This is a genomic window from Erythrobacter neustonensis (genome assembly GCF_001663175.1).
In the GTDB taxonomy this organism is placed as follows: Bacteria; Pseudomonadota; Alphaproteobacteria; order Sphingomonadales; family Sphingomonadaceae; genus Erythrobacter; species Erythrobacter neustonensis.
On record NZ_CP016033.1, the window covers coordinates 2,119,689 to 2,131,836 of the forward strand.

At 65.2% G+C, this 12,148-nt stretch carries 16 protein-coding genes; 15 read left to right on the plus strand and 1 reads right to left on the minus strand.

Features of this window, described 5'->3' with window-relative positions:
• Position 1 precedes the first annotated feature (1 nt).
• Positions 2-583: an orotate phosphoribosyltransferase gene (pyrE, locus tag A9D12_RS09770; RefSeq protein WP_068351276.1), complete on the minus strand. Its 582-nt coding sequence runs from the start codon at positions 581-583 to the stop codon at positions 2-4.
• A gap of 248 nt (positions 584-831) precedes the next feature.
• On the opposite strand from pyrE, the gene coxB reads away from it, so the two are divergent.
• The 15 genes from coxB (at position 832) to A9D12_RS09840 (ending at position 12,082) form a co-directional block, all read left to right on the plus strand.
• Positions 832-1,875, plus strand: coding sequence for a cytochrome c oxidase subunit II (gene coxB / locus A9D12_RS09775; protein ID WP_068351278.1), 1,044 nt, complete (start codon positions 832-834; stop codon positions 1,873-1,875).
• Positions 1,876-1,913: 38 nt separating this feature from the next.
• Positions 1,914-3,623, plus strand: coding sequence for a cytochrome c oxidase subunit I (ctaD, locus tag A9D12_RS09780; RefSeq protein WP_068351280.1), 1,710 nt, complete (start codon positions 1,914-1,916; stop codon positions 3,621-3,623).
• 96 nt (positions 3,624-3,719) lie between these two features.
• A complete protein-coding gene (locus A9D12_RS09785; protein ID WP_068354222.1) occupies positions 3,720-4,661 on the plus strand; it encodes a heme o synthase in 942 nt (313 codons plus the stop codon).
• Positions 4,658-4,792 carry a hypothetical protein gene (locus A9D12_RS15110; protein ID WP_257737033.1) on the plus strand — a complete coding sequence of 45 codons (135 nt, stop codon included), beginning with the start codon at positions 4,658-4,660 and terminating at the stop codon, positions 4,790-4,792. The genes A9D12_RS09785 and A9D12_RS15110 overlap by 4 nt, the downstream gene beginning before the upstream one ends.
• On the plus strand, positions 4,792-5,391 hold the full coding sequence (locus A9D12_RS09790) for a cytochrome c oxidase assembly protein (RefSeq protein WP_068351282.1): 600 nt from the start codon (positions 4,792-4,794) through the stop codon (positions 5,389-5,391). Before A9D12_RS15110 ends, A9D12_RS09790 begins: the two co-directional genes overlap by 1 nt.
• Positions 5,392-5,421: 30 nt before the next feature.
• Positions 5,422-6,294, plus strand: coding sequence for a cytochrome c oxidase subunit 3 (locus A9D12_RS09795; protein ID WP_068351284.1), 873 nt, complete (start codon positions 5,422-5,424; stop codon positions 6,292-6,294).
• Positions 6,295-6,389: 95 nt separating this feature from the next.
• On the plus strand, positions 6,390-6,665 hold the full coding sequence (locus A9D12_RS09800) for a DUF983 domain-containing protein (RefSeq protein WP_231889593.1): 276 nt from the start codon (positions 6,390-6,392) through the stop codon (positions 6,663-6,665).
• Entirely contained in the window at positions 6,662-7,228 is a 567-nt protein-coding gene (locus A9D12_RS09805) for an SURF1 family cytochrome oxidase biogenesis protein (RefSeq protein WP_068351292.1), read from the plus strand. The genes A9D12_RS09800 and A9D12_RS09805 overlap by 4 nt, the downstream gene beginning before the upstream one ends.
• Positions 7,229-7,239: 11 nt before the next feature.
• On the plus strand, positions 7,240-8,649 hold the full coding sequence (gene thrC / locus A9D12_RS09810) for a threonine synthase (RefSeq protein WP_068351294.1): 1,410 nt from the start codon (positions 7,240-7,242) through the stop codon (positions 8,647-8,649).
• Positions 8,649-9,551: a class I SAM-dependent methyltransferase gene (locus A9D12_RS09815; RefSeq protein WP_068351296.1), complete on the plus strand. Its 903-nt coding sequence runs from the start codon at positions 8,649-8,651 to the stop codon at positions 9,549-9,551. The genes thrC and A9D12_RS09815 overlap by 1 nt, the downstream gene beginning before the upstream one ends.
• Before the next feature lie 68 nt (positions 9,552-9,619).
• The gene (locus tag A9D12_RS09820) at positions 9,620-10,006 is read left to right on the plus strand and encodes a dihydroneopterin aldolase (protein WP_068351299.1); all 387 of its coding nucleotides are present in this window, start codon (positions 9,620-9,622) and stop codon (positions 10,004-10,006) included.
• 5 nt (positions 10,007-10,011) lie between these two features.
• Entirely contained in the window at positions 10,012-10,329 is a 318-nt protein-coding gene (locus tag A9D12_RS09825) for a Rossmann fold domain-containing protein (protein ID WP_068351301.1), read from the plus strand.
• Positions 10,322-11,380 carry a GTP 3',8-cyclase MoaA gene (gene moaA, locus A9D12_RS09830; protein WP_082925503.1) on the plus strand — a complete coding sequence of 353 codons (1,059 nt, stop codon included), beginning with the start codon at positions 10,322-10,324 and terminating at the stop codon, positions 11,378-11,380. Before A9D12_RS09825 ends, moaA begins: the two co-directional genes overlap by 8 nt.
• A gap of 4 nt (positions 11,381-11,384) precedes the next feature.
• The gene (locus A9D12_RS09835; protein WP_068351303.1) at positions 11,385-11,636 is read left to right on the plus strand and encodes a MoaD/ThiS family protein; all 252 of its coding nucleotides are present in this window, start codon (positions 11,385-11,387) and stop codon (positions 11,634-11,636) included.
• Positions 11,636-12,082, plus strand: a complete 447-nt coding sequence (locus A9D12_RS09840; protein WP_068351305.1) for a molybdenum cofactor biosynthesis protein MoaE — start codon at positions 11,636-11,638, stop codon at positions 12,080-12,082. Before A9D12_RS09835 ends, A9D12_RS09840 begins: the two co-directional genes overlap by 1 nt.
• Positions 12,083-12,148 lie beyond the last annotated feature (66 nt).

Genomic DNA, 12,148 nt, shown 5'->3' on the forward strand with positions numbered 1-12,148 from the left:
GCTATTCCTTGCGGCTTCCGGGTTTCGTTACCTCTACGCTCGCCAGCGCGGCCGGGATGTCGGATTCATCATAAGTCGGAAAATCGATGGCGAGCAGCGGGTAGAACGGCACGCCCAGATCGACTGACCCGCACGAACGGTCGATGATCGCACATTCGGCGATCACTTCGGCGCCCTCGCGCGCGACCGCGGCGATCGCCTCCCGGCTGGAGAGGCCGGTGGTGACCACATCCTCGACCATCAGCACGCGCGCGCCCTTTTCGAGCGCGAAGCCGCGGCGCAGGTGGAAGGTGCCCTCGGGCCGTTCGAGGAACATCGCATCCTTGCCCAGCGCGCGGCCGACCTCGTGGCCGATGATGATCCCGCCCATTGCGGGCGAGACGACGACATCGATCGCTGCACGCACGTCGGCAGGGATGCCGGCGACCACGGCCTCGGCAAGGCGCGCGGCGCGCTGCGGGTTCATCAACACCCGCGCGCATTGCAGGTAATGTCCGCTATGGCGCCCGGAAGAGAGTTTGAAATGCCCTTCGAGCAAAGCGCCGGAGCTGCGAAATTCGTCGAGAACCTGTTCTTCAGTCATGTTTGAAAGCCTTAAGACCGTTGCGGAAATCGGCCCGGCTTGCGTGCCAAACATCCCGCCTTGCATAATTTTCTCCCTAGAAGCGCTTGAGGCCCTCGGCAAGCATCGCTAAGGGCGGGAATGAAGCTGGCCCGAGGGCTGGCCAAACGCTGTCCGCAGAATGGCTGGAATCGGCCGTCCCGCATGGGCAGTATGGGATCAGATTCGAACCAACTGGACACATGCTCATGGGTCAGAGGGACACCCGTATGAAAAAGGTTTTTCTGGCAGCGGTTGCTGCCGGGCTCGCGGCATTCACGCCGCTCGGTGTGGCGGCGCAGGATGCCGCCGCTCCCGCTGTTCCCGCGACCACCGAGGCGGCTGCGCCTGCGGCCGTTGCGCCGGCGGCTGATGCTCCCGCCGTGACCGCCGAAGCGGCCGCGCCGGCAGCGGCAGCGGATGCCGGCAGCTACACTGCCATGGCCCCGACCAAGGGCAAGGGCATGCCGACTTCCTATCAGGACGATCCCGCGCAGAGCGTGACTTTCCAGGACCAGTATTCGGACAATGGCGAATACGCGTTGTGGATGCACAACGTGATCCTGATGCCGGTCATCACCGTGATCAGCCTGCTCGTGCTCGCGCTGCTGCTTTATGTGGTGGTGCGCTTCAACCGTCGCCGCAACCCGGTGGCATCGAAGACCACGCACAACACGCTGATCGAAGTGGTGTGGACGATCGTTCCGGTGATCATCCTCGTGATCATCGCGGTTCCTTCGATCACGCTGCTCGCGCGCCAGTATGAAACCCCGCCGGCCGACGCGGTCACCATCAAGGCGACGGGTTACCAGTGGTATTGGGGTTACAACTATCCCGATCACGGCGATATCGAAGTGATCTCGAACATGCTCGACGAAGGCGAGGCGGTGCGCCGTGGTGAGCCCGGGCAGCTGGCGGTGGACAACCGCATGGTCGTGCCCGCCGGTGTTCCGCTGCGCATTCAGACCACCGCGTCGGACGTGATCCACGCCTTTGCGGTGCCCTCGCTGTGGTTCAAGATGGACGCGGTGCCAGGCCGGCTGAATGAAAAGCTGCTGACCATCAAGGAGCCGGGCGTCTATTACGGTCAGTGCTCCGAGCTGTGCGGTGCGCGTCACGCCTACATGCCGATCGCCATCGAAGCGCTGCCCCCGGCCGAATTCGCCGCATGGGTCCGCGCGCAGGGCGGCAGCATGCCGGGCGAAGAAGCGGCGGCTCCGGCTGCCGCGCCCGCAGCCGAAGCCGAGGCTGCCGCTCCGGCAGCTGCCGGCTGAACCGACAACATGACTTTGAAGCAGAAGAGTAGCTGATCATGGCAACCACCGCAGAAGGCTTCGACGTTCACCACGGGCATGGCGCCCATGATGACCACGCCGACCACAAGCCGGGCTTCTTCGCCCGCTGGTTCATGTCGACCAACCACAAGGACATCGGCACGATGTACCTGATCTTCGCGATCATCGCGGGGATCATCGGGGGCGGGATCTCGGGGATCATGCGGGTCGAACTCGCCGAACCGGGCATCCAGTACCTGCAGTGGTGGGCCCAGTTCATGGGCGGCGGCAACGACCTGAACACCGCGCTCCACATGTGGAACGTGTTCATCACCGCGCACGGCCTGATCATGGTGTTCTTCATGGTCATGCCTGCGATGATCGGCGGTTTCGGCAACTGGTTCGTGCCGCTGATGATCGGCGCGCCCGACATGGCCTTCCCGCGCATGAATAATGTCAGCTTCTGGCTGACGGTGGCGGGCTTCTTCAGCCTCTTGTTCTCGCTCTTCGTGCCCGGTGGCACGGGTCCGGGCGCGGGCACCGGCTGGACGGTTTATGCACCGCTTTCGACCACCGGTTCGGTCGGTCCTGCGGTCGACTTCGCGATCTTCTCGCTGCACCTCTCGGGCGCAGGCTCGATCCTCGGTGCGACCAACTTCATCACCACGATCTTCAACATGCGTGCGCCGGGCATGACCCTGCACAAGATGCCGCTGTTCGTGTGGTCGGTGCTGGTCACCGCCTTCCTGCTGTTGCTGGCGCTGCCGGTGCTGGCTGCTGCCATCACCATGCTGCTGACCGACCGCAACTTCGGCACCACCTTCTTCAACCCGGCCGGCGGCGGTGATCCGGTGCTCTACCAGCACCTGTTCTGGTTCTTCGGTCACCCTGAAGTCTACATCATGATTCTGCCGGGCTTCGGCATGATCTCGCAGATCATCGCCACCTTCTCGAAGAAGCCGGTCTTCGGCTACCTCGGCATGGCTTACGCAATGGTCGCGATCGGTGTGGTCGGCTTCATCGTCTGGGCGCACCACATGTATACCGTGGGCCTCGACGTGAACACGAAGATGTATTTCACCGCGGCAACGATGGTGATTGCGGTTCCGACCGGCGTGAAGATCTTCAGCTGGATCGCGACGATGTGGGGCGGCAGCCTCAGCTTCAAGTCGCCGATGGTCTGGTCGATGGGCTTCATCTTCCTGTTCACCGTGGGCGGCGTGACCGGCGTGGTGCTTGCCAACGGCGGGATCGACGACAACCTGCACGACACCTACTACGTCGTCGCGCACTTCCACTACGTGCTGTCGATGGGCGCGGTGTTCTCGATGTTCGCCGGCTTCTACTACTGGTTCCCGAAGATGAGCGGCCGGATGCATTCCGAACTGCTCAGCCACATCCACTTCTGGACCTTCTTCATCGGCGTGAACGTGATCTTCTTCCCGCAGCACTTCCTCGGGATGCAGGGGATGCCGCGTCGTTACCCCGACTATGCCGAGGCCTACACCTACTGGCACCAGATCAGCACCCTCGGGTACTACATCATGGCCGGTTCGATGGTGTTCTTCTTCGTCAACATTCTCTACTCGCTGCTGGCGGGCAAGAAGGCCGAAGCGAACCCTTGGGGTGAAGGTGCGACCACGCTCGAGTGGACGCTTCCCAGCCCGCCGCCCTACCACCAGTTCGAAACGCTGCCGATCATCACGGACGCGCACGACTATCACGATCACCGTCCGGCAACCGCATAAGCGCCGGACACTGATCGGCTCCTTTACCGGAGCGACATGAAACGGGGGGAGCGCGGGCACGGTCTCGCGCTCCTTCGCAATGGAACCGACCTGACGATGGCAAGCACCGCACCCCAGACGACGGCGAACGAAGCCACGGCGACCATGCCCACGGAATGGCGCGATTTCTTCGCGCTGACCAAGCCGCGGGTGATGACGCTGGTGATCTTCACCGCGATCTGCGGCCTGCTCGCTGCGCCGGGGACGATCCACCCGATCATCGGCTTTACCGCAGTGCTCGCGATCGCGATGGGTGCGGGCGGTTCGGCGGTGCTCAACATGTGGTGGGAAGCCGACATCGATGCCGGCATGAAGCGCACGATGAGCCGTCCGCTCCCCGGTGGCCGGATGCGCCGCGAGGATGCGCGCGATTTCGGAATTTTCCTGTCGGCGACCTCGCTCGTGCTGATGGGCCTTGCGGTGGGCTGGCTTGCCGCAGCGCTGCTCTTGGGCGCGATCATCTATTACGCCGTGATCTACACGATGTGGCTGAAGCCGCGCACCCCGCAGAACATCGTGATCGGCGGCGGCGCGGGCGCTTTCCCGCCGCTGATCGGCTGGGTCGCTGTCACCGGCGACATCACCGCGATGCCGCTGCTGCTCTTCGCGATCATCTTCTTCTGGACGCCGCCGCATTTCTGGGCGCTCGCGCTGTTCGTGCAGACCGATTACGCGAAGGTCGGCATCCCCATGCTCCCGGTCGTCGCGGGCGAGAAGGTGACGCGCAACCAGATCATGGGTTACACCGTGCTGCTCGTGCCGATCGCGATTGCGCCGTGGGTGATCGGCGGGACGAGCTGGATCTATGGCTCCGTCGCGGTCGTGCTGTCCGCACTGTTCGTGCTGCTTGCGCTGCCGGTCTTCACGCGCACCCGCGCGGAAGATGACGCGATGACGCCCGAAAAGACGCTGTTCAAATTCTCGATTCTCTACCTCTTCATCCTGTTTGCCGCTCTAGTGGCGGACCGCGTGGCCTTTTATCAGGGATGGATCGCATGACCCCCGAAGAAGAGCGTGAATTCCTGCGCCGCCGCAAGGCGCGCAACTGGGTCGTTGCGGGGACCTTGGTGTTCTTCGTGGTGCTGTTCTACGCGATCACGATCGTGCGGATCGGCGGGCAGGCGGGCTGATGGCGAGCATCGCGTCTCCTGCTACCGACACCGCGCGCGCGAACCTGCGGACCGGGGCGCTGGCCTTTGCCGGCGCGCTCGCGATGCTGGGGCTGGGCTATGCCTCAGTGCCGCTTTATCGCCTGTTCTGCCAGGTGACGGGCTTCGGCGGCACGACGATGGTGGCGTCCGAAAGCAAGGCAGCGGCCGCAGCGGCGGCGGCGACGGGGCAGAAAATCTCGATCCGCTTCGATGCGACGACCGCAATGGGCATGCCATGGACCTTCCGCCCGGTGCAGGCGACCGACACGGTCACCATCGGCGAACGCGACATCGCGACCTACACCGCGCGCAACGACAGCGACCAGCCGATCACCGGCATGGCAACCTTCAATGTCGAGCCTGAACAGGCCGGCAAGTATTTCAACAAGATCCAGTGTTTCTGCTTTACCGAGCAGACCTTGCAGCCGGGGCAGGAAGTGACCATGCCCGTGCTGTATTTCGTTGACCCGGCGATGCTTGACGACCCCAACATGAAGGGTGTCGAACAGATCACGCTGAGCTATACTTTCCACCGCGCCGAAGCGCCGCAAGCTGCGGCCCCCAAGCGCACCAATTGATCCGCTAAACCCAGGGACGGGAACGACCACATGGCTGGCAAGGTAAACCACGACTATCACATCCTCGAACCCGATATCTGGCCGATTGTCGGCTCGTTCTCGGCGTTGACCTTCACCAGCGGTCTGGTGCTCAGCCTCTATCCCGACGTGTTCGGTTCGTCGGCGGGCATCGTCATGTGGGCGGGCCTTGCCGGCCTGATCGCGACCTTCTTCATGTGGTTCAAGAACATCGTGGTTGAAGCCCAGCGCGGCGATCATACCCCGGTGGTGCAGCTCCACATGCGTTACGGGATGATTCTGTTCATCGCGTCCGAAGTCATGTTCTTCGTCGGCTGGTTCTGGGCCTTCTTCGACTTCGCGCTGTTCCCGACGCCGCTGACCTATGACGCGGCGACCGGTGCGACCACCAGCCTGTTCGGCGAAGCGGGCGCGGCTGCGGCAAGCTTCATCCCCGAAGGCCTCGAAGTGCTCGATCCCTTCGCGCTGCCGCTGCTCAACACGCTGATCCTGCTGTGCTCGGGCACCACCGTGACTTGGGCGCACCACTCGCTGATCCACGGCGACCGCGAAGGCCTGAAGCAGGGCCTGTGGGCGACCATCGCGCTTGGTGTGCTGTTCAGCGCGATCCAAGCCTACGAATATGCCGCAGCGCCGTTCGGCTTCGGCGGCAACACCTATTCTAGCGCTTTCTACATGGCGACCGGCTTCCACGGGTTCCACGTGATTGTCGGCACCATTTTCCTCGCGGTGTGCCTGTTCCGCGCCTACAAGGGCCACTTCACCCCGCGTCAGCACTTCGGCTTCGAGGCTGCGGCATGGTATTGGCACTTCGTCGACGTGGTGTGGCTGTTCCTGTTCGTCGCCATCTACGTGTGGGGCGGTTGGGGCGCTGAATACCACTGATGCGTCCGGACGAGAGTCCGAACCAGGAAAAAGGGCAGCCGGGATTCGTCTCGGCTGCCCTTTCCGGTTTGTGCCCGAGTTGCGGCGCCAGAACGTTGTTTGCCGCGCCCGCCGCGCTGGCGGAGGAATGCCGCGCCTGCGGGCTTGATCTGCGAAAGCTTGAACGCGGCGGCCGGTTTGTGGGCGTGGTCACGATGCTGCTCGCGCTGGTGCTGATCGTGGCCGCACTCGGCATCGACGAGTGGCTGCGGCCGCCGCTGTGGGCGAGCCTGCTGTTCTGGGCGCCGGTGACGGTGGGGGCCGTGATCGCCGCATTGCGGATCTACAAGACGATGTGGGTCTATCATGAATACGAAGAGAGCCAGTCATGACCGCGCGCAGCATTCCGATATTCTCGACCATCGTGGTGATCGCAGCGGTGCTGACGATGGTGGGCCTCGGTTTCTGGCAGTTGCAGCGCAAGGGCGAGAAAGAGGCGCTGATCGCGCGCTATCAGGCCGCCGCGACCACCACGGCCGAGGTGCCTTTTCCCGCCGATGACCATGCACAAGGCGCATGGTTTCGCCGCAGCCGGATCACCTGCGGGCGGGTCTCGGGACTGACCACCGTTTCGGGCACTGCGGCAACGGGCCAGAAGGGCCTTGCGGTGCGCGCCACCTGCACCCAAGGCGGCTTCGGCAAGCCGATCACGATCGACCTCGGCTTCACCCGCGATCTTGCGACCCCGCAATGGCAAGGCGGGGAGGTGACCGGCGTAATCGCGCCCGGCCCGCGGCTTGTCGCCGATCCGCCGGTGGCGGGTCTGCAACCGCTCGCACGGCCCGATCCGGGCGATCTGCCCAACAATCACCTCGCCTACGCCGGGCAGTGGTTCTTCTTCGCGTTGACCGCGCTTGTCATCTACGTGCTGGCAATCCGCCGCCGCGCCCGCTAACCCGCGCTCCCATGCAATACGTCTCGACACGGGGGCGCGCACCGGCGCTCGATTTCGAAGGGGTGACCCTGGCAGGCCTCGCGAGCGACGGGGGGCTCTACCTGCCTGCCGAGTGGCCGCGCTTTACCGCCGACGAGATCCGGGGGATGCGCGGGCTAGCCTATCCCGATCTCGCCACGCGCGTGATGGCGCCGTTTGTCGCCGGCAGCCTGACCGATGACGAGCTGCTCGCCATCTGCCACAAGGTCTATGGCGATTTCGGCCATGCCGCCGTCACCCCGCTGGTGCAGCTCGATCAGCAGCACTGGCTGCTCGAGCTGTTCCACGGACCGACGCTGGCGTTCAAGGACGTGGCGCTGCAATTGCTCGGCCGATTGTTCGAGACCTTCCTCGCCCGCCGCGATCAGCGCCTCACCATCGTCGGCGCGACCAGCGGTGATACCGGCTCTGCTGCGATCCATGCCGTCGCCGGGCTCGAACGGGTCGAGATCTTCATGCTTCACCCCAAGGGCCGGGTGAGCGATGTGCAGCGCCGCCAGATGACCACGGTGCTGAGCCCCAACGTCCACAACCTCGCGATCGAAGGCAGCTTCGATGATGCGCAGGCGCATGTGAAGCGGATGTTTACCGATGCGGATGTGACCAGCGTGCTCAACCTCGGCGCGGTCAATTCGATCAACTGGGCGCGGCTGATGGCGCAGGTGGTCTATTACTTCGCTTCCGCGCTGCAACTCGGCGCGCCCGATCGCACAGTCGCCTACAGCGTGCCGACCGGCAATTTCGGCGATGTCTTTGCAGGCTATGTCGCGCAGCAGATGGGGCTTCCGATCGAGCGGCTGATCGTCGCCACCAACATCAACGACATTCTCCACCGCGCGCTGTCGCAGGGCGATTACGCCGCCGACGGGGTGACGCCCACGATCACGCCGTCGATGGATATTCAGGTCTCTTCCAATTTCGAACGCCTGCTGTTCGATGCCGGCGGGCGCGACGGCGCGGCGCTGGCCGCGCAGATGCATGCCTTCGAAGACACCAAGGCGATGCATCTCACCAACACCCAGCGTGAGGGCGCAGGCGCGTTGTTCGCGAGCGCGCGCGCCGATCAGACCGAAACCGCGCGCGCGCTGCAATGGGCGCACCTTGCTGCGGGCCAAGTGATCGATCCGCACACCGGTGTCGGGCTCCATGCCGCGCGGGCTTTGGCGGACGCCGGCACGATCCCGGCGCATGTCCCGCTGGTCACGCTCGCCACCGCGCACCCGGCCAAATTCCCCGATGCGGTCGAACGCGCGGTCGGCATGCGCCCCGCGCTGCCCGCGCGCGTGGGCGACCTGTTCGGGCGCGAGGAAAGCCTCGTCGAGCTTGCCGGTGATTACGCGACCACCCGCGATTACGTGCTCGGCCACGCCGGGAACGCCTGATGGCGATGCTTGTCCAGCAGCCGCTGGTGATGGAATGCACCGGGTGGGATAGTTACCGCCTGCTCGACAGCGGGGCGGGGCGCAAGTGGGAGGCGTTCGGCCCCTATTCCTTCATTCGGCCCGAACCCCAGGCCCTGTGGCAGCCCCACAGCGACAATTGGCAGGCGAACGGCGAATTCATCCCCGGCTCGGACGAGGATGGCGGCGGACGCTGGCAGTTTTCGGGGCAAAGCGCAGACCGCCTGCCCGATGAAGGGTGGGAGCTTGGCTGGAACGAGGTGCGCTTCACCGCGCGCCCCACGCCCTTCCGCCACTTGCAGTTCTTCCCCGACATGGCCCCGGTGTGGGACTGGATGCGCGGCCAGCTTGCCGGGATGGACGCGGCCGAAACGCTGAACCTGTTCGGCTACACCGGGCTCGGCAGCCTCGCTTTGTCGCAGCACGGCCGGGTCACGCATGTCGATGCCTCGAAGAAATCGGTCGCGCAGGCCCGCGAGAACGCGCTGCTGTCCGACATGGCGGAGCGGCCCATCCGCTGGCTGACCGATGACGCCGCCAAGTTCGCCGCGCGCGAGGTGCGCCGCACCAAGCGATATGACGGGATTATCCTCGACCCACCCAAATTCGGGCGCGGGCCCGATGGCGAGGTGTGGCGGCTCGAAGAACATCTCCCCGGCCTGATCGCCGATTGCGCGCGCCTGCTGGACGGCGACAGCCGCTTCCTGTTCCTCACCGTCTATGCCGTGCGGATGAGCAGCCTTGCGATCGCCGGACTGCTCGAAGAAGCGCTGGGGAGCCTGCCCGGGCGGATCGAACACGGCGATCTCGCGGTGCGCGAAGAGGGCGCGCGGGGCCGCCTGCTGCCCACCGCGATCTTTGCCCGGTGGAGCAATCCGGCCTGATCGCCGCCGACCGCGCAGGGGATGAAAACCGCTGCCCACTTTCGGGCGCGATGCTTTAAGGGGCGCGCATGTCCGATTCGCTTATCCTTGAAGTCAACGATCTCGTCGTCGATGTGCTCACCGGCATCTATTCCGAAGAAACCGGCAAGCCCCAGCCGCTGCGCATTTCGATCGCGGCCGATTATGCGGTCGCGGATCGCTATGATCCCGACACGCCGCTGGAAGCGTCGAAGAATTACATGGACCTCAAATTCGCCGCGTCCGAAGGGCTGCCTGCGGGCGTGCACTTCAAGCTGATCGAGGCGGTTGCCGATCATATCTGCGAGACATTGTTCGTGCAGGATGCGCGCGTGCTCGCGGTGACGGTGAAGATCGTCAAGCTGGCGATTGCCGAAGCGGGCGAGCAGATCGGCATCACCCTGCGCCGTCAGCGCCGTCCCGAACACGGGGGCTGAGGCGGGTGCAGTGCGAGATCGCGGTCGGCACGCTGCCCGATGCGCCGCTCGATGCGGCGACCGCGTTCATGGCGCTGCATCTTGCCGCTGTGCGCGCGGTGCTGGCCGATCCGGCGACCAGCGCACTGGCGATCGTCCTGCCGCCCGCCGCTTACGATCACCGCGACTGGCGCCTCGCACTCGCCCGCGATCTGGCCCGCGAGGCCGCGCCGCTGCGCGTCAACGTCGTCGCTGCGTTGCCCGGCGCAGCGCGCACCGCGACCTTGCGATTTTTGGCAAATGCACCCGGGGTGACAGGGCAGTATCTGGTATGTCATGACTGATCTTGTGCCGCAGCCCGTGCCCCGCCAGCCTGATAGGATCTTCGCCGGCGCGGGCCCGCGCCCGCTGGTCGACGGGTTTCAGCGCCGGATCACCTATCTGCGCCTTTCGGTGACCGATCGCTGCGACCTGCGCTGCGCCTATTGCATGCCCGAACGCATGACCTTCCTGCCCAAGAAGGACGTGCTGAGCCTTGAGGAGCTTTACCAGCTTTCGTCAGGGTTCATCGCGCGCGGCGTGACCAAGATCCGCATCACCGGGGGCGAGCCGCTGGTGCGGCGCGATATCGGCGATCTGTTCGCGATGCTGGGGCGCAGGCTGGGGGATGGGCTCGAGGAACTGACCTTGACCACCAACGGCACGCAGTTGGCCGCACACGCCGATGCGCTGGCGCGGGCCGGGGTCGCGCGCGTCAACGTTTCGCTCGACACGCTCGACCGCGCCCGGTTTGCCGCGCTCACGCGGCGCGACAGCCTTGCCCAGGTGCTCGAAGGGATCGCCGCGGCCAGGGCGGCGGGTATCCGGGTGAAACTGAATGCGGTGGCGCTGAAGGGCGTGAACGAGGATGAGCTTCCCGATCTGATCGCATGGGGCCATGCGCAAGGCCACGATGTCACGCTGATCGAGGTGATGCCGCTGGGCGATGTCGAGGAGGAACGGCTCGACCAGTATCTCCCGCTCGACGCGGTGCGCAGCCGATTGTCGCGGCGCTGGACGCTGACCGACAGCGCGCACAGCACCGGCGGGCCATCGACCTATGTCGACATTGCCGAAACCGGCGGCAGGCTGGGTTTCATCACCCCGCACACCAGCAACTTCTGCGCCGGGTGCAACCGGCTGCGGGTGACCGCGACCGGGCAGCTTTACCCGTGCCTTGGCGGGGGCGAGCAGGTCGATCTGCGCAGCGCGCTGCGATCAGATACGCCCGAGGCAAGCCTTGCCGCTGCGCTTGACGAGGCGCTCAGGATCAAGCCCGAGAAACACCATTTCCGCATGCAGGAACGCGGCGCTGCGCCGGCGCTGGCGCGGCACATGTCGATGACGGGGGGCTGAAACGATGGCGCGCGTGATACCCCTGGGCAAGCTTGCCGATCTGGCGGGCGCGCCGCAGCTTGCCGTGCCGCTGCCGCTGTCCGATCCGCTCGATTGGCAGGGGCTCAAGGCTGCGCTTCCCGCGATGCTTGCCGAAGCGATCGACGATCCGCGCGTGCGGGTGGCGATCAATGGGGCATTGCTGCCGAACAAGCTGATGATGCAGGCAGGCGCTGGCGACGAGATCGCGCTGCTGCCGCCGGTGTCGGGGGGCTGATGCGCGACATCCGCCTGATCGATCACGTGTTCCATCCGGGCGCGCTGATCGGGCCGTTCACCAGTGCCAACCCGGGCCTCGGCGGGGTCTGCACCTTCGTCGGCGAAGTGCGCGCCGATGCCGGGGTCGAGCTGCTCGAACTCACGCATTATGCGCCGCTGACGCTGCCGGGGATGCACGAACTTGCCGACAGCGCCTTTGCGCGTTTCGCCCTGATGGGGCTGTTGATGGTGCACCGCGTGGGCCAGATGCATCCGGGCGAGCCGATCGTTTGCGTATCGGCCGCCGCGCTGCACCGCCGCGACGCAATCGATGCGGTCGATTTCTGCATGGATCATCTCAAGAGCGCGGCATGGTTCTGGAAACGCGAACGGCGCGATGGCCAGTGGCACTGGATCGAACCGCGCGAGCAGGACGCGCGCGATCTTTCGCGCTGGCAAGGCTGATTTGATCGGGATCAAAGCGGGCCTCCAGTGCGCGGGATACATCCTTTCCAACACAGCGAAAGGAAC